Source organism: Prosthecobacter sp. (assembly GCF_044222565.1).
Lineage (GTDB): Bacteria > Verrucomicrobiota > Verrucomicrobiia > Verrucomicrobiales > Verrucomicrobiaceae > Prosthecobacter.
Genome location: NZ_JBGANA010000003.1, coordinates 59,066 through 77,638 on the forward strand (window position 1 = coordinate 59,066; position 18,573 = coordinate 77,638).

At 59.9% G+C, this 18,573-nt stretch carries 18 protein-coding genes; 14 read left to right on the top strand and 4 right to left on the bottom strand.

Features of this window, described 5'->3' with window-relative positions:
* Positions 1 to 259: 259 nt before the first annotated feature.
* Both ACILSR_RS04730 and ACILSR_RS04735 read left to right on the top strand, forming a co-directional pair.
* Complete coding sequence (locus ACILSR_RS04730; protein ID WP_395748577.1) at positions 260 to 1,207, top strand: sodium:calcium antiporter; 948 nt, start codon at positions 260 to 262, stop codon at positions 1,205 to 1,207.
* 185 nt (positions 1,208 to 1,392) lie between these two features.
* The gene (locus tag ACILSR_RS04735; protein ID WP_395748578.1) at positions 1,393 to 1,896 is read left to right on the top strand and encodes a hypothetical protein; all 504 of its coding nucleotides are present in this window, start codon (positions 1,393 to 1,395) and stop codon (positions 1,894 to 1,896) included.
* Between the two features lie 577 nt (positions 1,897 to 2,473).
* Here ACILSR_RS04735 and ACILSR_RS04740 read toward each other — a convergent pair.
* Both ACILSR_RS04740 and ACILSR_RS04745 read right to left on the bottom strand, forming a co-directional pair.
* Positions 2,474 to 3,874: a N,N-dimethylformamidase beta subunit family domain-containing protein gene (locus tag ACILSR_RS04740; RefSeq protein WP_395748579.1), complete on the bottom strand. Its 1,401-nt coding sequence runs from the start codon at positions 3,872 to 3,874 to the stop codon at positions 2,474 to 2,476.
* Positions 3,875 to 3,911: 37 nt separating this feature from the next.
* Positions 3,912 to 4,586 carry a sigma-70 family RNA polymerase sigma factor gene (locus tag ACILSR_RS04745; protein ID WP_395748580.1) on the bottom strand — a complete coding sequence of 225 codons (675 nt, stop codon included), beginning with the start codon at positions 4,584 to 4,586 and terminating at the stop codon, positions 3,912 to 3,914.
* Positions 4,587 to 4,731: 145 nt separating this feature from the next.
* On the opposite strand from ACILSR_RS04745, the gene ACILSR_RS04750 reads away from it, so the two are divergent.
* The 12 genes from ACILSR_RS04750 to ACILSR_RS04805 all read left to right on the top strand — a co-directional run bounded on the left by ACILSR_RS04750 (position 4,732) and on the right by ACILSR_RS04805 (position 14,079).
* Positions 4,732 to 6,420 (top strand): TolC family protein, encoded by a 1,689-nt coding sequence (locus ACILSR_RS04750; RefSeq protein WP_395748581.1) that lies wholly within the window; start codon positions 4,732 to 4,734, stop codon positions 6,418 to 6,420.
* Positions 6,417 to 8,225: an efflux RND transporter periplasmic adaptor subunit gene (locus tag ACILSR_RS04755; RefSeq protein WP_395748582.1), complete on the top strand. Its 1,809-nt coding sequence runs from the start codon at positions 6,417 to 6,419 to the stop codon at positions 8,223 to 8,225. Before ACILSR_RS04750 ends, ACILSR_RS04755 begins: the two co-directional genes overlap by 4 nt.
* Positions 8,225 to 8,977 carry an ABC transporter ATP-binding protein gene (locus tag ACILSR_RS04760; RefSeq protein WP_395748961.1) on the top strand — a complete coding sequence of 251 codons (753 nt, stop codon included), beginning with the start codon at positions 8,225 to 8,227 and terminating at the stop codon, positions 8,975 to 8,977. Before ACILSR_RS04755 ends, ACILSR_RS04760 begins: the two co-directional genes overlap by 1 nt.
* 407 nt (positions 8,978 to 9,384) lie before the next feature.
* A complete protein-coding gene (locus ACILSR_RS04765; protein ID WP_395748583.1) occupies positions 9,385 to 9,594 on the top strand; it encodes a hypothetical protein in 210 nt (69 codons plus the stop codon).
* Positions 9,595 to 9,859: 265 nt separating this feature from the next.
* Entirely contained in the window at positions 9,860 to 10,087 is a 228-nt protein-coding gene (locus ACILSR_RS04770; protein ID WP_395748584.1) for a hypothetical protein, read from the top strand.
* 21 nt (positions 10,088 to 10,108) lie between these two features.
* The gene (locus ACILSR_RS04775; RefSeq protein WP_395748585.1) at positions 10,109 to 10,507 is read left to right on the top strand and encodes a hypothetical protein; all 399 of its coding nucleotides are present in this window, start codon (positions 10,109 to 10,111) and stop codon (positions 10,505 to 10,507) included.
* An 18-nt stretch (positions 10,508 to 10,525) separates the two neighbouring features.
* Positions 10,526 to 10,810, top strand: coding sequence for a hypothetical protein (locus ACILSR_RS04780; protein WP_395748586.1), 285 nt, complete (start codon positions 10,526 to 10,528; stop codon positions 10,808 to 10,810).
* 642 nt (positions 10,811 to 11,452) lie between these two features.
* Positions 11,453 to 11,929, top strand: coding sequence for a VOC family protein (locus ACILSR_RS04785; RefSeq protein WP_395748587.1), 477 nt, complete (start codon positions 11,453 to 11,455; stop codon positions 11,927 to 11,929).
* Positions 11,930 to 11,938: 9 nt separating this feature from the next.
* Complete coding sequence (locus ACILSR_RS04790) at positions 11,939 to 12,364, top strand: DUF5071 domain-containing protein (protein ID WP_395748588.1); 426 nt, start codon at positions 11,939 to 11,941, stop codon at positions 12,362 to 12,364.
* A gap of 196 nt (positions 12,365 to 12,560) precedes the next feature.
* Positions 12,561 to 12,845, top strand: coding sequence for a hypothetical protein (locus ACILSR_RS04795; RefSeq protein WP_395748589.1), 285 nt, complete (start codon positions 12,561 to 12,563; stop codon positions 12,843 to 12,845).
* Positions 12,842 to 13,231: a hypothetical protein gene (locus tag ACILSR_RS04800; protein WP_395748590.1), complete on the top strand. Its 390-nt coding sequence runs from the start codon at positions 12,842 to 12,844 to the stop codon at positions 13,229 to 13,231. The genes ACILSR_RS04795 and ACILSR_RS04800 overlap by 4 nt, the downstream gene beginning before the upstream one ends.
* A 188-nt stretch (positions 13,232 to 13,419) precedes the next feature.
* Complete coding sequence (locus ACILSR_RS04805; RefSeq protein ID WP_395748591.1) at positions 13,420 to 14,079, top strand: LysM peptidoglycan-binding domain-containing protein; 660 nt, start codon at positions 13,420 to 13,422, stop codon at positions 14,077 to 14,079.
* A 567-nt stretch (positions 14,080 to 14,646) separates the two neighbouring features.
* Here the strand turns inward: ACILSR_RS04805 and ACILSR_RS04810 are convergent.
* Both ACILSR_RS04810 and ACILSR_RS04815 read right to left on the bottom strand, forming a co-directional pair.
* Positions 14,647 to 15,717: a hypothetical protein gene (locus ACILSR_RS04810; protein WP_395748592.1), complete on the bottom strand. Its 1,071-nt coding sequence runs from the start codon at positions 15,715 to 15,717 to the stop codon at positions 14,647 to 14,649.
* Positions 15,718 to 15,793: 76 nt separating this feature from the next.
* Entirely contained in the window at positions 15,794 to 18,523 is a 2,730-nt protein-coding gene (locus ACILSR_RS04815; RefSeq protein WP_395748593.1) for a PVC-type heme-binding CxxCH protein, read from the bottom strand.
* Positions 18,524 to 18,573: the final 50 nt, after the last annotated feature.

Below are 18,573 nucleotides of genomic sequence, written 5' to 3' on the forward strand. Positions count from 1 at the left end.
GAAAATGCCTGTCCTGAAGGGCGCTCGGTCATGCCAGTTTCACTTCGGCATTTCGTCTGAGTACGCAGTTTGGGGTTCGCTTCGCGGCTTCGCAGCAACCCGTTCTGGCAAACGCCCTTCTCTTTCCAAACTCCAGCCGCTTTCAGCTCTTGTGCTCAGCGCCTGCCCGCACCCCGCCATGTCCATTCCAAAAATATGCTCCGATCGCACTTGCTGCGTCCGCTCTGCTGCGGAGGTCTTGGACTGTATCCTCATCCTTATGACTGTAGCAATTCTCTATCTTGTACTCGGTGTCATGCTTGCCTGGTTCGGCGGTGAACTCTTTGTCAGAGGCGGCGTCGGCATCGCCGGCTGGGCTCGCTGGCCTACCGCTGTCATCGGTGTCACCGTGGCTGCCTTCGGGACCTCCGCTCCAGAACTGATGGTGGCCATCCATGCCGCTCGCGATGGCGTGCCGCAGATCTCCCTCGGAGATGTGCTCGGCAGCAATGTCGTCAATGTCTCTCTCGTGCTCGCTCTCGTCCTTTGCTTCTCTGGCATGAAGGCCGAGGACAGCGGCGTGCTCCGCGACTGGTTTGTCTCACTTCTCGTTCCCGGCGTCCTCTATCTTTTGCTCATGGACGGCTGGTTCTCGCGCGCTGACGCCGCCATCATGATGGCCTGCTTCTTCGCCTGGCTCTTTGTGGTCATTTCGCATGCCCGCGCCCACGCCGCCGCGCACAAGGCTCACAATGATGCTCCGGCACAAAAGATCCCTGTGGGCAAAATGATCGGCTGCATTCTGCTCGGTCTTGCTTTGCTCATTGGCTCGGCCCAGTTCGTCGTTCATGGCGGCAGAACCATCGCCACCGCTCTCGGCTGGAGCCCCTTCATCGTCGGCTCCGTGATTGTCGCTGTCGCCACCAGCACTCCGGAGCTGGCCACCACCCTCATCGCCCGCATGCGCGGTCATCATGATGTGGGCCTCGGCAACATTCTCGGCAGCGGCATCTTCAATGCGTTGTTCGTCGCATCCGTCGCCGCATTGATCCAGCCCTACAAAGTCAACCTGCCCGAGATCATGCCCAGCCTCTTCTTTGGCGCCCTCACCACTCTGCTCATCATCCCCGGCCCCGGCGGCTACATCGGCCGCTTCCGTGGCGTCTTGTTGCTGGCCATCTACGCAGCCTATGTGATGCTCTCCATGGGCCAAAACACAGCGCACTGATGAAACACTCCCGTTTAGTAAATCGAATCCTGGTCGTTTCCATGCTTGTCCTCGCCGTGGCCACGGCTGGCACGGCCTTTTTGAGCGGGCGCTTCGGTGTCTTTGTTCTCATTCCGCCCTGGTTCCTTCCTGGAATCCTCTTTCTGCTCTGCTTTCTCGCAGTCACTCTCCTGGCTCTTTGGTCCTTGAGCATTCAGCGCCTTTTGCTCGCCGCCATCGCCTTCTTCATCGTCTTCACCCCCATGCTTTTCCTGGATGACGGCTACTTCGAGATGGGACGAAGGGCGCACATCAGGGCCGTGTTCACCCAGGAACTCATGGATGAAATCGTTGCCGTGGTCAGGAAGAAAGTTGCCACGGGCAAGGGCTTTTTCACTGTGAGCGAGGACGATCTTCCTCGTCAGGTGGGCGAGTTGGAGAGGGATGATCTTCCACGTCAGGTAGCCGAGCTAGGCTGGGGATTTCCCGTACATACCAGTTTCTCGCACGATCCAGCCACCAAACAAATCTCGGTCAGTCTCGTCTGGGGCGGTTCCCTAATCTCTCGTCACGGGCTTGATATCTCCCCGGTCCCCATTCCTTTTCACGGCTATCCTACATACGGTGGAGACGACGATTCCGTGCCCCATTACACCCAAAAATTCTACCCTTGGCTGAAGAACGGCTACATCATGATCGATGAAAACTAGCCTGCATTTCTCACACCACTGGGAATCTGCGAACAGCATGTTGCACTCTTGGTTGTAGCTCCTCGCCGTCAGACAGACGAATGCAATTCCGATAACGAATCGGAACCTTTGCGCGATCGAAATGGCCTTTGGCTGTTTCCGCTCGGGCTCCACGCCACATCGCCGTCCGTGTGATACCACGATCCCTTGAAAACGGGTCTAGCCGCAGAAAGCCCTCTGCGCAGCGACTCTGGCAGGAGTGGGATCATCCTGATCCCACACGCTCCCACTTCATCCACCGCTCCCAAACCGGCGTACCAAGATAGTCCCTTTCCAGTCGGAGCGCTGACGCGGCGTAGAGCCCCGCCCGATGGTCTTTCACACCCAGCACAGACTCCTTTTCACCGGCGCTTGGTAGAACATCAGAAATCTCGGACGATGGCGATGGGCAGTCGCAGAGATCCAGCGCGGCCAAAATAGGCTCTCCCTCTCCCCGCCCCTGAAAATCGCAAAAATCTATTTTCCAGTTCGGGGAGAGGGCGGGGTGAGGGGACGACAAACAGCCTTCTCAGCATTTGCTGCCCCTTTCGCTTTCTTACTACTTCCCCAGCCTCTCCAGCACATTCCGCGTAATCTTCATCACCGCCGCATCTCCGCCCATCAGCCCGTGCGCCCAGTCCGTCGTCGCCGCGGTAAACACCGTGCCGCCTCGTACATACACCCCCAGGCACGCCGCTCCGATGCGGCCCTTCGCCCACTTCTCATACCACTCCGCATCGTCCGGATGCCAGCTCACCGGACAAGTCGCCAGCACCTCAAAGGTCTTCGGTGTCCCGTCTTTATAGGTAGGGAAGGGGAGGCCGTCCTTCCACACCAGCTCGCACCCATCGCACTCATAACCCACGATCGTGTCCTTTCCGCCAAACTTGTCCCCGCGCTTCAATCCCGTTCCTTCCAGCGCCCAGTGCTCAGGCCGGTGCACCTCGTACTCCGCCGGCTCCGTCATGAACTGCCCATGGCTCTTCCGATACCCGCCCCACAGAAACCCCACCCCCGTCATCTCATTCTCCGGCCTCTTCAGCAGATAATGGCTCCACAGCGTGCTCACCGTCTTAAACTCACGCGCCTGATACACCGGATCCAGATGGTAGTTCTGCTTGCAGCATGTAAACGCCCGCCCGCCATCTTCCGCCCTTACCTGCCAGCAGCATGTGTTCCCGCTGAAAAACGCCACGTTCCCGCCCTTGCCAATCCACCCCTCCAGATGATCCCTCATCGGCGTGCTCCAGTATTCATCATGCCCCACGCTCAGCACCAGCTTGTAGCTCTCTAAAATCTCCGGCCGAAATTCCAGATCATCGTTCGCCGCAAACTCCAGCGTGTAACCGTTCTTCTCCGCCCATTGCACAAACGGCAGCTCCCAACGGCTGAACTGCGAAGGCCCCGGCCTCTCAAAGCTCACCCGATGCCCCTGATTGTTTTGCAGGCTGCTGTACGCATACACCGAAAAGCCACCCCAGTTGTTGTACGCGTTATACGTGTTCGTGCATAGCTGCAGCAGGATCTTCGAAGTCCTCCCCGGCTTCGCCTCGCGCACGATGAACCACGCGCTGCTCTCCGCCGTCCGCTTGCCACGGTGCGTAAATTTGCCGCCCATGTCCGCGGCGCGAAATACCACTTCATAGTAGCCGCTCTTCCACTTCTCCCCGCTCGGCACCCGCACACTCTCCGGCCACCGGCACCCATTCGCCGAAGCATCCTCCGGCACCGCATACGCCACCCCCGGCACATCAGATTTCTTCCACACCACCTCCCTTATCGCCCCCAGCCTCGCCACTTCAATCTCATACTTCGCCGCCGTCGTGCTCACATGGATCGGCACCTCCTCCCCCTGCGCAATGCTCCTCAGACCCGCATAGCCTTCGATGAAAAGCGTCACAGGCTCCGCCGCGTGCAAAGATGAGATGGCGAAAAGAAAAGCGAGAGTGCTGTAGCGCATCAGACCGCTACGGCGACCACGCTCTGCAGCTTTCAGCCTACTCCTCCGCTTCCGCCAGCTTCGCCGCTTCTCTCTTCAAGATCCGTCCCACGCGATGCTTCGCCAGATACACCTGTGCCGCATTCACGCCCAGCTCCTTCTTCACGCGCTCCGGGCTCCAGCCCTTCAGCACATAGCATGAAAAAATCTGGAACTGGCGTGGCGATACCAGCGCGCGCACCCTCCTCAGGGCGATGTCCATCACCTTGTCCTGCCATTCCTTTTCCCACAGCTTCTCCAGCGCCACTCCGTTCGGGTCCGCACAGCGCTCGATCGGCGCCGTGCGCCGCTCATCCGTTTCATCCGCATACAGGTTCGCCTCGCGGCTCTGCTGCTTCTTGCGCCGCCGGAACTGGTCCAGAATGCGCCACCGCGCCTGGTTCAGCAGAAACGATTTAAAAGACCCCAGGCTCGTGTCGAACTTCTTCTTCTGCAGGTTCTTCGCCACGCCGATGAACGTCTCCTGCACCACATCATTCGCCTCGTCATCACTCAGGCCCGTCTTGCGCGCCACGTGAAATACAAAGCCCGAATACGTCCGGTAGAATTCATCCCAGCTCGCCCAGTCGTCCCAGTTGTCCAATTTTTCGATAAGCGTTTTCCGGGTCGGGGGCGATCCGGAGGTCTCCTTCAGGAGTTCTTCTGTTTCAGCGACTTTGGGGAGGTCGGACATGCGGGGGGCAAATAGTAACGTCCCCTTGGATGGTGGCAATGATGATTTGTCATCCATTCGATAGATCTGCCGCCAAAAGGGCGTATTGCATGGCCCCCCAAAAACCAACCCCGGCCCAACCACCCAAATGCCGGTCAGCCGACCTATGCCAAATCATCGCCCTTTCCAGCCCGCCATCGCGTTTCTCACGCTGCTGGCCCTGGGACTGAGCGCCTGCAGCACGGGATTTTATAAAAAATGGGCGGACAAGGAAACCTACGGCATTCTGCGCAAGAAGGCCAGCAAGGTGCCAAACGCCGGCCAGTCCTTTTTGGACATCACCGTCCCTCCCCCGGTCCGCATGGAGGAGCTGCGCAAAAACATGACCACCGAGGAGTTCCTCGGAGACCGTGCCTTCCTTGAAAAAGACGCCCGCAAAATCAGCCTCGCCGAGGCCCTGAACTTCGCCGTCCACCGCAACCGGACCTACCTCACTCAAAAGGAGATCGTATACCAGGCCGCCTTGGGCCTCACCCTCACCCGTCAGCAGTACTCCCCCATCTTCGCCGGCACCGCCTCCGGCACCAAGTCCAGCACCGTCGCCCTGGCCGGAGTCAACAACCTGGTCCGCAGTTCCACCCAGACCACCACCAGTGGCCTCGGCGTTTCCGGACTCACCCGCACCGGCGCGCAGATCGCCACCAATCTCACCACCAATTTCATCCGCTTCCTCACCGGCGGCGGCAAGGACAACGGCCTCTCCGCTCTCGGTTTCTCCCTCACCCAGCCCCTCCTCAGCGGCGCCGGTTATCTCTCCGCCTCCGAGGCCCTCACTCAAAACGAGCGCAGCGTCCTCTACGCCATTCGCAATTTCGCCCAGTATCGCAAGGCTTTCTCCGTTGACATCGCCTCCCAATATTTCGGCGTCATCCAGTCCCGCGAGACCGCTCGCAATGCCTATCTCGCCTTCAAAGCCTTCGACTTCGTCGTCGCCCGTGAGACCGCCATGCAAAAGGAGAATGCCCCCGGCAGCACCAAGTCCTCCGTCTATCGTCTCGTTCAGTCACGCATCGTGTTCGAACGTTCCTGGCTCAGCGCCATCCGCGACTACGAGCAGAACCTCGACGACCTCAAGGTCAATCTCGGCATCCCCGTCACCGAGCGCGTTGTCCTCGACTACAAGGACAAGGACGCCCTCCGCATCATCGAATCCCCCGGCAGCCTCGACGAAGCCATCACCGTCATGCTCAACAGCCGCCTCGATATCGTCAATCTCCGGGATCAGGTCGAAGACACCAGCCGAAAGGTCCTCATCGCAAAACAGCAGGCCCTCCCCACCGTCAACGCCCTCGTCAACTACAACATCCTCGACAACCCCGACCGTCAGGAATTCGGCCTCAAGCCCGGCAATCGCAACTCCAGCATGGGCTTCAATGCCGACCTCAATCTCAATCAGAAGCCCGAGCGAAACGTCCTCCGTGCCGCCATCATCGCAGAGCAGCAGGCACGCCGCGCCGTGGACCTCGCCGAAGAAAACGCCCGCAGCGATGTCCGCACCGGCTTCCGCGATCTCCAGCTCGCCCGCAAGCAGTACGAGCTCGCCAAGATCGGCATGGAGATCAGCACCTCCCGTCTTGAAGTCGAAGAATCCTTCAACGCAGAAGGCCTCGGCACCGCCATCAACCTCGTCGATGCCCAGCGCGACATGAACACCACCCGAAACCTCATGGTTTCCACCACCATCAATCACACCCTCGTCCGTCTCCGCCTCTGGCGGGACATGGGAGTTCTCTTCATCGAGAAAGACGGCGGCTGGGTGGACGTATTGAACAAAGAGCAGCCCATAGGAGAATGAAGAAGGGAAAATCCAGCAAAGGACTCATCATCGCAGGCGTCAGCTTACTCGCTGTCATCGGCTTGTGGAGCATGTCCGGCAGCAGCACCACTGCGGAGAAGGTGCCCACCTTCATCGTCCAGCGCGGCCCGCTTGAGATCAATGTGCTCCAGGGCGGTGAAATCCGCGCCCTCCAGAATCATGAGGTGAAAAGCGAGATCGAGATCCCCACCAAGATCCTCAGCCTCATCCCCGAAGGCTACCTCATCACTGAGAACGACGTCAAAGACGGCAAGGTCCTCATCGAACTCGACAGCACCGATCTCAAAACCAAGATCGAAACCCACGAGATCGAGTTCCAGACCACTGTCTCCAATTACATCGACGCAGACGAAAACCGCGAGATCCAGAAGAGCGAAAACCAGACCTTGGTGCGCGATGTCAAGCAGGTCGCCATCTTCGCCCTAATGGACTTCGAAAAATACCTCGGTCGTGAGGTCACCGGTGCCATCCTCACCGCAGCCCATCTCCCTTCGGATGTCGAAGCCTTCGAGAAATACGCCGACGTCCTCGAGACCCAGGCCAATGCGCAAGTCACCACTGAGGCTGCCATCGCCAAGCGCGGCTCCGCTGCCAAGCCCGGCACCGCCAGCAAAAAAGCCGCCGCCCCCGCTCCCGAAAGCGAGATGATCGACTTCGCCCCCTTCCTTGAGCAGAAAGGCCAGAGCGATGGCGAGGCCCAGCAAAAGCTCCGCCAGCTTGAGGACGATCTTCTCCTCCACCGCTCGGAGCTCGCCCTCGCCAAGCAGAAGGCCGAATCCTCCAAGCGCCTCGCGGAAAAGAAATTCGTCACCGCCGCCCTTCTGGAAAATGACCTCGTCAGCTATGACAAAGTGCAGCTCTCCGTGAAGACCTCGGAAACCGCGCTCGGCCTTTATAAAAAGTACGAGTTCAGCAAGCAGTGCGCCACCTACCTCGCCGCCTACCGCGAGGCTCTCAACAAGCTCCAGCGCACCATCCGCGCCAACCGCTCCCGCATGGCCCAGGCGGAGACCAGGTTCAGCACCGCAAAGCGCCGCTATGAAATGGAGCTCGCCCAGCGTGAAAACCTCGAGCTCCAGCTCAAAGCCTGCGTCATCAAGGCTCCCCAGGCCGGCCTCGTCGCCTATGGAGATCTCAACGCCAGTTCCTCCTACAATTACAACAACAGCATCGAAGAAGGTGCCACCGTCCGCCTCCGCCAGACCCTGCTCACCATTCCGGACATGAGCCAGATGGGCGTGCGCGTAAACGTGCATGAATCCCAGATCAAAAAAGTCCGCATCGGCCAGCCCGTCAAAGTCCGCGTCGATGCAGAGCCCGGCAAAGAGCTTGATGGCCGCGTCGCCGAGCTCGCCGTTCTCCCGGACTCCAGCAGCAGCCGTTACACCCCCAATTTGAAGGTCTATCCCTGCACCATTCACATCAATGGCTACCATCCCTGGATGAAGCCCGGCATGAACGCCAAAGTCGAGATCATCGTGGATCAGCTCGCGGACGTCCTCTACGTCCCCGTCCAGTCCATCGAAGTCGAGCAGGACCACCATTTCTGCTACATCAGCAACAACGGCGCCCTCGAGCGCCGCCAGATCAGCACCGGGCTTTTCAATGACGAGTTCATCGAAGTCCGTGACGGCTTGAATGGCGGTGAAGCCGTTGCCCTCGCACTGCCCAAGAAAGCCGAGGCCGAAATGGGCGCCCCCAGCAGGCCTGAGCCAGAGGGCGGCGCTCCCAAGACCAAACCTTCCAAGCCCAAGGAAAAAGCCGTGGCTGTCGCCAAACCGTGATGCCGCCGGACACCGAGCCTATTATCAAGCTGGTGGAGATCTGCAAAAGCTACCAGATGGGGGAGACCCTCCAGCACGTCCTTCAGGGCGTCTCCCTCTCCATCTATCCCGGCGAGTACGTCTGCATCATGGGCCCCTCCGGCTGCGGCAAGTCCACCCTCCTCAATGTCCTCGGCTGCCTCGATCAGCCCACCTCTGGAGACTACTACCTCGGTGGCCTCAATGTCGCCCACCTGGAAGACGACGACCTCTCCGCCGCTCGAAACAAAAATCTCGGCTTCATCTTCCAGAGCTACAATCTCATCCAGCAGCTCTCCGTCATCGAAAACATCGCCATCCCCATGTACTACGGCGGCGCCAAAGAATCGGACATGCTCGAGACCGGCACCCGCCTCGCCACCCAGGTCGGCCTGGAGCACCGCCTCCATCACAAGCCCACAGAACTCTCCGGCGGCCAGCAGCAGCGCGTCGCTATCGCCCGCGCCCTTTCAAACAGCCCCCTCGTCATCCTCGCGGACGAAGCCACCGGAAATCTCGACTCCAAATCCGGCAAAGAAATCCTCGATCTCTTCGACGAACTCAATCAGCAGGGCAAGACCCTCGTCTTCGTCACCCATGACGAGCGCATGGTCCAGCGCTGCACCCGCATCATCCGTCTCCGTGACGGCGTCATCGAGCACGACCAGGCCGGCGCCAAAGCCGACCGCCTCCGCGGCAAAGTCATCGGCCAGCACTACGGCCTCGCCGCCTGAGTACAGTAGCCATCTCGCTCCGCGAGATGCGCCCAGCGCCATCGCGTTCCCCGTGGAAACTCCACGGACGACCATCGTGCATCCCTTCCTCTTCAGCGCATCGCGTTCCATAGGGCTGGTAGGGCACCGCTGCGTCGGGGCCGAATTTTCGGGTCTGTGCCATCGCAGGCACCCAGAAAGGTCCGCCGTCCTCGGGGCGTGGAAAGGCAGAAACGGGTCCGTATCCTTCGCTCATGGAGTTCAGTATTGCGATACCCAGTCAGCACTTTCCGCACGACAACACCATCGGCTGTCAATGTTTGAAGTGCCAGTGGTGAAGGCTTTCCCTGAAATATTTCTACCCCTAATATTTCTACCTTCGTCCGTCGTTTCAAGCAGACGGCATTCCCAGCCTCACATCACCCCCCATGCCACAAACCGACCAAACCCTCGCCGCTGCAGCCTATGATCTCGCCGAAGAATATCGCAGCGGCCTCTGGAATCACGTCTCGGATATGAAGCGCCTCCCCGCTCCGTTGTGCCCCGAACTCATCGCCGAGCTGCAGCGCCGCTGTCCCGGCCGTTCAGCATCCGCCTGCCAGCAGGCCATAGCAGACGGCCTGTTTGCATCGAGATAACCATGGCAGTCGCCTGACCACGCGGCGTAGCGACACAATCCGTGCTTGGCAGTCACCGTTAGGAATTTGTCTTGAAAGGACAAATCAGTGGCTGATTTTTGAAACCTGATGCTTTGCCATCAGGTCTATGGAAACACCGCCACCGCTACCATCTTCGAGCGCGATCCCTCCGTCGCAGTCATCCCCTCCACCACTGCCGGAGTTTCGCGCGAGCACGACGGTCACAAAAACCCGGAGACCATTTCTCAAAGCCTACGCTTGCGGAGTGGTCCTCTTTGCAGCCATCGTTCCTTTCATCGTGCTCAGCGGGACGGACAATCTCACCTATCGCTGCACTTATGTTTTCACCAGGTGCTTCATGGCGGCTGTGCCCGCTGCCATCTGGTGCTACAAGGACAAGCAGGCATGGCCGTGGTGGCGGCTCATGGTTACAGTGCTCGGATTTTATGTCGCCCTGGTCGTCATCCAGATGCGAGGAAGCCACCCACCTTGAGTTCGCAGCCTTTGTGGAAGCATGACCACAGCTCTGAAACACCTTCAATGGGCATTGCAGGCGTTGGCGTCTCCTGCTGAGGTGCAGCTTCGACTCCATCCGCCGTTTGTGTCCATTTTGGACGAGTTGGTGCTCGACTTCGATTGTTGGTTTCACGTGGCGGCCAGCGAAACGGAGTTCACTTTAGAACAGCAGGCGGCGCTCTCCGCTCTCGAGAAGTGCATCGTCGAATGGAGCGGTCCTCCGCATGCAGATGTTTGGATGGAGGCTGCCTTAAAATCACACCCGGTTTGGTTCGACTTCCGCATGCTCGCCGCAGAAGCTCTGGTTGCACTCGGCTGGCCGGTTGAGCATCCACCCATCGACCCAGCCGTCAGAGGCACGACTTTTCTCCAAGCCAGTTTTGACCCTGCTCGGTAAAGGCCACTCCTCACGCCCATGAAAAAATTCGAACTCTTCCCCAAGGAGTGGACCGCGACCCACGCCGGACACAAAATCCGTGTTCGCAACTCCTGGAGCCACGGCATGAGGCTTTTCGTGGATGGCGAATGTCTTGCTGAGACCGGCCGCCTCTTTGCACTTTCCCGTTCCGAGCCAGTTCTCTCCCACCGTGTGGCAGTCGATGGCGCCTCTTTTCTGATCGAGATTTTTTGCTACGCGCTGCTGACCGTCAAAGCCAAGATCGTCGTGGATGGTCAGCAAATCGCCGGAGATGAATTCTGATGGAACACAAGAACGAGTTCCTTTGTCCCGAATGCGGCGGCATAGAAGCCGGCGAGCGGATGCACGTTAGGCCGTCGTCATCAGACACGACTCCGTGGAGTCGTGCATTCTCACGCACAGTTTGCCTGCGCTGCCATAGAGTCATTCCCACGGGACTTGCCGAGCGTTGGAATGGCGAGTCTGTTGAGGCAGCACAAGAAATCTGGATACGACTCTTTCGAGAACACAGGCAGAGTGGCAAACATGATGCCTGACAATTCGCATCAGGCAACGCAAGCAGCACTCCGGTCGTAGGTCGGCCGTGTTTGGCGTCGAAGTCATGCGTGTGCTCCATACCATCCTCCGCCAAACCGCCCGACTGCGAGGACCTCCGCACGCCACAAAGCATCCCTCATGCTGACAGCCAGCCCCCCCTGGGAGCGCGGCACTCCGATGCCGCACTGCTCCGCACCCGCACCACGCACCGCACCTCTCCATGCCTCCCTTCAAAACCTGTCCCCACACAGCCTGGAGATTTTTTTCATACACTTCCAGGACTCACAACAACAACGTAACATCAGCAGCATCACCATCCTGGAGAACGAGGTTTGAGTGTCAGCGGTCATCCTCCACCGCCAGAAAGCCGCTCCCCCATCTTCCGCCTTGCCTCGCCATCCTCTGCCGCCCAGCTTCGTTCCGTTCTATCCTCGTCTGAACCTCCCGACCGAAAACACCGCCCCCACCATGACCCGCCAGATCTTCATCCATCTCTCCACCAAGGACGTCCCCAGAGCCCAGGCCTTCTACACCTCCCTCGGCTTCACCCGCAACGAATCCTTCAGCGGCGAAAACCACGTTTGCATCACCATCAGCGACGCCATCCAGCTCATGCTCTCCGCAGAGTCCGCTTTCGCCACCTTCTCCCCCCGCGCCATCTGCGATACCTCCCAGTTCCTCGAAGTCCTCAACTGCCTCACCTGCTCCAGCCGTGCCGAAGTGGACTCACTCATCCAGAAAGCCCTCCAAGCCGGCGGCACCACCGTCGAAGAAGCCGAAGACCACGGCTTCATGTACCAGCACAGCTTCCTCGATCCCGACGGCCACGCCTGGAACCTGTTTCACACGACCGGGACACCCTGAACGGACCCCATGCCATCAGTGAACGATGCTTCAACACATCAGCTGGTTCCAAAGCACAAGTCCGACAATGAAACGGCTCGTCTCGCGGTGCAAGCCGGTTACCCCGCGGTCCAGCCGGTTCTCTACGATTTGCTGGGATGGATTCAGGACTTCAACTGGCCAGTTGCCCATGAGTTGTTTGATTTTCTCGCGTCAATTGGGGCACCGCTCGCTCCGCACATCAGACGCGTCTTTTCGCGGGAAGATCTCAGTTGGCACTACGGCGCTATCTGGCTCATTCGTCAGTCTTCAGAGCTTTACTCCATTTTCCGCGCAGACATCCATCGCATTGCATCGTTTCCCACAGTGGCCGAGCACGACGAAAGATTGGACGAGCTTTGCTCCGACGTCATTGCGGATTGCGAGCGCCCAAATCCAAACGACCGCTGCAGCTAATACCGTGCTACATCTGAAGCGCCTTTTGGCGCTCCGGATTCCCTGAAATCCAACGATCTTCTTGAGTTAACTGAGCTAGGATTCGCAGAACCCTGGCTGGTGCTCCAACGCCTGACCCTACGAACTTCCTCTTGCGCCCCCGATCACGGTGCTTGAGCCTTGCGCCACTCCCGGCCCCACTCAATGCCGTCCCACCATGATCCCATACATCATGCTAGTTTTGGCTCTCGCCGCCCCCGTGCTCCTTCGTCTTCACGGAAAGCGCTGGCTCGGAAATCAGACCCACCCGGCAGCCATCTTCATTCTCGCCTGGATGGCCTGTGCCTTCTTGCTCGGCTCAGTCGATTTCATCACCATTTCCGGCGGTTCTCTGGCGCTTGTCTGGGTGTCGATGATCTTCGCCGCGTTCGCTCTTGCCGCCAGACTGCGGCAAAAACCGGCTGTCCTGAACACTCCAACTGAAGACTCCAAAGTCCCATGAACAACACCGAACAAATCAAGGTCATACTCGCCTCGTTGCTGTCCCAGCTGCCCATACTCCTTGTTTCCCTGGTGGCTCTCATCATGATTTTTGCCAGATCGAAGGAACTGTCCAAGGCTTCGATGTGGGCGCTTCTCGGCTTCGGGCTGACCTTGCTTCTTTGCATCGTCATTCCAGTCGTGCAGAACATGGTTCAGCGTTGGGCCATCGAAAATCGAGAACTCACCCACGACCAGCGTGCATCGATTTTTACCGGAATTTCGTTCCTCTGGTCCGTGCTGCGTGCCATCTCGTATGCTCTGCTTCTGGTGGCCGTCTTTGCCGGACGCCGCACCCCTCCGCCTGCTTTCTCCTCAGGCGATATCCCGCGCCTGCCAAACCCATAAGGAAGCGCTGAACAAAGCAACCCACCGAATATGAAAACCGCAGAGCCCTCATTCAGAAAGTATTCTCTGCGGTCTTCTAATCTCTGGCGTTGTTACATCAGTGTATCCTCTTCCGTAGGCCATCCCTCCTCGTTGTTAAGCTAAAATCCCCCCTCGCTTTTCCCCCGCCCCCAGCAATCATCCCTCCCATGGCTCAATACTCCGTCCGTCCCGGCGACAACCCATCCAAGATCGCGGCAGCCTTTGGCATGACCCTCGATCAGTTCCAAAACGCCAACCCCAACCTCGTCGAATGGGGCACCGGAAAATGGAAAGTTCTCTTCCCCGGCCAGCTCGTCAACGTGGACGACGCCGGAGCGGCTGGTCCCATCGACCAGGCCCCTGCCGAAAACAACAACGCGCCCGCTGGTTTCGCCGCACCTCCGCCATGGATGCAGATCGCCATCATGGAAGTCGGCGTCCAGGAGTGGGCCAATGGCGACAACCCCCGCATCCTCGAATACCTCCAAAGCTGCGGCATCGGCGGCAATCTCCTCCACGACGAAACCGCCTGGTGCGCTGCCTTCGTCAACTGGTGCGTCCAGCGCGCCGGCTTCAAAGCCCAGCACAGCGCCCGTGTCTCCGACTGGTGGAGCTGGGGCCGCCCCGTCGTCCCCACCTATGGAGCCATCTGCATCCTGCAGCCCCTCACGGTCGATCAGGCCGGCAGCGGCCACATCGGCTTCCTTCATGCCGAAGACGACACCAACGTCTGGCTCCTCAGCGGCAACTCCCACAACCAGGTCCGCATCGCCCCCTACCCCCGCAGCAAGCTCATCGCCAACGCCCCTTACCGCTGGCCTTTCTAGACCAGTTCTCGAAAAGATTGTCACATTGAACCGGTGAGCGCAGCGGCCCCAGTGGCAAGGCGGGAGCGCCGTCTGCTATTGAAGAATAACAGGCAAGCGACTAACGCAGCCAATGGGGCCGCTCCGCCGCCCGGGCAATGTGACAAGATTTTTGAGAGTTGGTCTAAAAGCACGATAGACGCTCCAGTCTCTCGTCCGCTCGCACAACCCGCCGCGATCCCCTTCGCGTAGTGGTCCGCACTCCGGTCGTAGGTCGGCCGTGTTTGGCGTCGAAGTCATCGGTGCGCACCACACCGCCCTCCGCCAAACCGCCCGACTGCGAGCACGTCCGTCCCCCCACAAACCCAGCCTCACGTCCCCAGCCCCCTTGGGAGCGCGGCACTCCGATGCCGCATCGCGCCGCACGCGCACGACACCCCGCACTCCTCCCAATCCCTCTTCCCCAACACCCCGGCAACCACCAAGCCAGAACACCCCACGCCCCCAACCGACAAAATCTTCCTACCCCTAATATTCCTACCTCCACTCCACTCCTCCCTGGCCCACCCAGCGCCGCCATCATCCCCACTACTCCGTCGGCGGCCTCATCAAGTTCAGCAACTGCGCCCGATTCACCCCCGGCCCCTCTTTCGGCTTCGCAGGCGCCTCCGTCTTCGGCTTGGTCACAGCCGAAGCCACCGGCTTGGCCTTAGATTTCGCCTTCGTTGTGGCTGAGCCCGAACTCTTCTTCTTCGTCTCAGCCACCACAACCTTCTTCGGCTCAGCCTTTGCTGCGGCCTCCGCTTGCATCGCCGCATCGCCCTTGGCTTTGTCAGCCTTCGCTTTCTCCGCCAGCGCCTTCGCTTCCTTATCTGCCTTGGCCTTCTCAGCCTTCGCTTTCTCCGCCAGGGCCAGAGCTTTCGCTTCCGCATCGGCCTTGGCCTGCGCCTTCGCCTCAGCCTTCATCCGCGCAGCCTCCTCTTCCTTGGCCTTCGCCTCCGCTTTTGCCAGCGCCTTCGCGTCAGCCTTCGCCTTCGCTTCCTCCTCAGCTTTGAGCCGCGCCTCGGCATCAGCCTTCGCCTTGGCCTCCTTTTCCTGCGCCACCTGGGCGGCAATCACCTTCGCCTCTTCCTCGGCTTTTGCCTTGTCGGCCTCCGCCTTCGCTTTCGCCTCCGCTCGCGCCACCTCCCTGGCTTCCGCCTGCTTCTTCGCTTCCGCCGCCGCAGCCTCATCCAGGATCCCGCGCACAGCTACCGCACCTTCTGGCACGACGGCACCACCATCGATGCGGATCTTCGCCGCATCATTCTGCCCGATGTAGAGCCGGTCGCCCTTCTTCACCGTGCCCTTTCCCAGCACTTCGGAATGTTCTGGCGTGATCGAAATGCGTGGTCCCGTCGCATAGATCGGCGTCGAGGAATCCTTCACCAGCAGCGCTCCGCCGCTCGCCTCATGCGTCTCCCGGCCCCACTCGTCCTTCGTGCTCTGGATCTCCTGGGCATACAGCCGTACCACACCCGTCTTCCGCGTCGCGCGGTACTGCTTGCTCAGCGCCTCGGCGGAAAGCTTGAACTCCGCTGGCTCAGCAACGTTGGAAACAGTGCACTGGCTCAGGCTCAGGGCAGCGGCGGCAAAAAGGCCGAGGCGAAAAAAGGTCATGATAGGATTCAATGAAACGTGGTGCCGCAAAAGCCTTCCATCGGAAAACCTCTCGGCGGGTGAATATGTTCGTCGATTATTTTCCAGAACGCAAATACGCGACGATGTCCGCCACCTCCTGCGCGTTCAGCCCCAGCTGCGTCGCGCTCAGCATCATGCTGTGGTCCAGCTTCCGCCGGCTCTTGATCCGCGACTTGGCCACATACTGATTCTGCCCGCCCATGCTGCGCACGATCATGATGTCCCCTTCCGTCAGCACCATCCCGTGAATGGTCACTCCATCCTTCGTCACGATCTCCATCCCCTCGTACCCGTGCGCAATATCCTTGCTCGGCTCAATCAGCGCCTGCGCGATGATCTCACTCGGCTGGCTGCGGCCCCAGCCCTCCAGATTCGGCCCAAACTCCACTCCCTGGCCATTGATCTGGTGGCACATCACACACCGCGTCACCAGCTGCGCGCCATTCTTGGCGTTGCCCTGCAGCTTCACCACCTCTTCCACCTTCACCGCGCTTGGAATCGCCGCCGGCGTCACGATGGTGATCAGCTTGGCGTTTTCGGGATCAAAGATCCCCTCCTTTTTCAGGTTCTCCGCGATGCCGAATGAAGCCCACTCGTCCGTGCTGCGCTTGATCAGCCACCACAGCACATCAGCATGGATAGGTGACTCCTTGTCCTTCGCCAGCTCCACCACCGCCGCTGCCGCGCTGGCTTCCGGGATGAATGCCAGCGTATCCAGCGCCAGCTTCCGCTGGTCCGCGCTTAGCTGGTTGTCCGCCGCGCGCTTTTGCAGATCCGGCACCGCCGCCGCCGGGTGCAGTCGCCACGTGATATGCGCAAAGTCATCATTCCATGCTCCCACCGGCTTCAGCGCCTTCCACACAGCCTCCTCCTTGCCCTCACAGCCAATGCCCCACGCCTCCAGCAGCGAGCGGTCACCCCCGTCGATGTGATGGCTCAGCTTCACCAGCAGCGGCACGCTCTGCTCCGCCGGCACATCCCGCAGCGCCACCGCCACCTCGCTCCGCACCATGGGCGAGAGATCCGTGGTCAGGTTGCTGTAAATGTCGATGCCATCATTCGTCGCCGCGCGGATCGCACGCAGTCCCACCAGCCGCTTCGTCGCATCCTCAGACTCCAGCCAGATCCGCGCCGTGATCAGCCCCTGCTCACCCAGCTGCGCCAGCAGCCACACCGCACGCGCGGCGATGTAGGGGTTCGCATTCTCTCTCAGCTTCAGCAGCGCCGGCATGTTCACATCTCCCGCCGCCTTCAGCCGCGTGAAGGCCACCTGCCGCACGTTCGTGGCGGGCGACTGCAGCGCCGCGAGCTGCCCCTCCACCGTGTCCAGCTTGTACACCGGAATCTTCGGCTTGAATCCCTTCGGCGCTATCCGGTAAATCGTGCCGCTGCAGCTCTCATCCGTGTCTTGGTGCCCGCCCGTGCGTTTGTCGAACCAGTCGCTCACATAGATCGCCCCGTCCGTCCCCACGCACACATCAGAGGGGCGGAACATCGTGTGCCGCTCATCAGAAAGATTGTTCGCCCCGCCCACAAAATCGCTGCCCTTGAACACGCCCGAGGTGTTCGTCGTGCAGAAATCAAAGCGCTCCAGCTTGAATCCAGCTCCTTCAGGCTTTGGCAGGTAGCCAAACACCACATTCCGTCCCGTCTCACAGCTCAGCAGCAGCCCGTTCCACTTCTCACCCAGCGCCCCGTTTTCATAGAAGCACATCCCGGTCGGCGCACCGCCGCCATACACATCCCCCGCGGGAATGATGCCCGGATCTTCCTGCCGCCACTCCGCAGTCGGAATGTTCTGTCCCGGCCGCTTGTCCGCACGCCACTGCCGCTTCCCATCACGTGAAAAGAACCCAAAGCTGCCCCCTTCAATCAAATGACTCACCCGGCACGCGGGCGGATCATCATTGTCATTCAGAAACATGTCCCCGAAGCTCGTGCGCACCCCTTCAAAGCTGTTGCGGTAGTTGTAGCCCAGGATCTTCGCCTTGTGTCCGTCCGCATCCACGCTCGCCGTAAAGCCGCCCACATACACATGGCCGTCGTCGCTCTTCGCGCCCGCATACGGATTGTTCAGATAAGCCCCGCCAATGCGGAAAGTCGTTCCGCTCTTGTCGCTGAACAGCGCGCCGCAGTTTCCATTGCTGAAATACAGCCGCCCGTCCGGCCCCGCATACACACTGTGCAGGCTGTGGTCATGCTGCGGCTGCTCGAACCCCGTCAGAAAGATCTCCCGCTTGTCCACTGCCGGGTCAAACTTCAAATCCCGGTTCACATCCGTGTACTTGATGATGTTCGGCGTGTTCGAAACAAAGATCACATTGTCAAACACCGCCACCCCCAGCGGGCACTCCAGTTCCTTCTCCCGCACAAACACGTGGCTCTTGTCACACTTGCCATCCCCGTCCGTGTCCTGCAGCACCCGCACGCAGTCACCCTCACGGCTGCGCCCGCTGTGCCGCCGGTAGTTCACCCCCTCCGTCACCCAGATCCTCCCCGCTGCATCCACATCCATGTTGGCCGGATTATACAGCTGCGGTGAAGTCGCCCACACCGTGATCTCAAATTCCTCCGGCACTTTGAACGCACTCGGCACCAGCAGGTCCGCCTTCACTTTCGTCGGATCAAACTCCGGCGTCTCCGGGTCCGGCGTGAAAGCCGGCTTTCCCGCCACAAACGGCCCTTTGTCTTTTTTGGCCTTGGCAGGTTTGTCCGGATTTGCGGCTAGCAAGGCCATCGGCGCGGCCAATGCGAGAACAACAAGAAGGTTGGATCGGTTGAGCATGGTTGGGGGGCGGAAGGAACGAATGAATTGCAATGATCTTGCGCCAGCAG

Excerpts from the sequence above, each read along its gene's own strand:
- ACILSR_RS04775 (WP_395748585.1), top strand. The coding sequence starts at position 10,109 with ATGACCACAGCTCTGAAACACCTTCAATGGGCATTGCAGGCGTTGGCG.
- ACILSR_RS04790 (WP_395748588.1), top strand. The coding sequence starts at position 11,939 with ATGCCATCAGTGAACGATGCTTCAACACATCAGCTGGTTCCAAAGCAC.
- ACILSR_RS04795 (WP_395748589.1), top strand. The coding sequence starts at position 12,561 with ATGATCCCATACATCATGCTAGTTTTGGCTCTCGCCGCCCCCGTGCTC.
- ACILSR_RS04805 (WP_395748591.1), top strand. The coding sequence starts at position 13,420 with ATGGCTCAATACTCCGTCCGTCCCGGCGACAACCCATCCAAGATCGCG.
- ACILSR_RS04755 (WP_395748582.1), top strand. The coding sequence starts at position 6,417 with ATGAAGAAGGGAAAATCCAGCAAAGGACTCATCATCGCAGGCGTCAGC.
- ACILSR_RS04765 (WP_395748583.1), top strand. The coding sequence starts at position 9,385 with ATGCCACAAACCGACCAAACCCTCGCCGCTGCAGCCTATGATCTCGCC.
- ACILSR_RS04810 (WP_395748592.1), bottom strand. The coding sequence starts at position 15,717 with ATGACCTTTTTTCGCCTCGGCCTTTTTGCCGCCGCTGCCCTGAGCCTG.
- ACILSR_RS04750 (WP_395748581.1), top strand. The coding sequence starts at position 4,732 with ATGCCAAATCATCGCCCTTTCCAGCCCGCCATCGCGTTTCTCACGCTG.
- ACILSR_RS04745 (WP_395748580.1), bottom strand. The coding sequence starts at position 4,586 with ATGTCCGACCTCCCCAAAGTCGCTGAAACAGAAGAACTCCTGAAGGAG.
- ACILSR_RS04760 (WP_395748961.1), top strand. The coding sequence starts at position 8,225 with ATGCCGCCGGACACCGAGCCTATTATCAAGCTGGTGGAGATCTGCAAA.
- ACILSR_RS04740 (WP_395748579.1), bottom strand. The coding sequence starts at position 3,874 with ATGCGCTACAGCACTCTCGCTTTTCTTTTCGCCATCTCATCTTTGCAC.
- ACILSR_RS04800 (WP_395748590.1), top strand. The coding sequence starts at position 12,842 with ATGAACAACACCGAACAAATCAAGGTCATACTCGCCTCGTTGCTGTCC.
- ACILSR_RS04730 (WP_395748577.1), top strand. The coding sequence starts at position 260 with ATGACTGTAGCAATTCTCTATCTTGTACTCGGTGTCATGCTTGCCTGG.
- ACILSR_RS04815 (WP_395748593.1), bottom strand. The coding sequence starts at position 18,523 with ATGCTCAACCGATCCAACCTTCTTGTTGTTCTCGCATTGGCCGCGCCG.
- ACILSR_RS04780 (WP_395748586.1), top strand. The coding sequence starts at position 10,526 with ATGAAAAAATTCGAACTCTTCCCCAAGGAGTGGACCGCGACCCACGCC.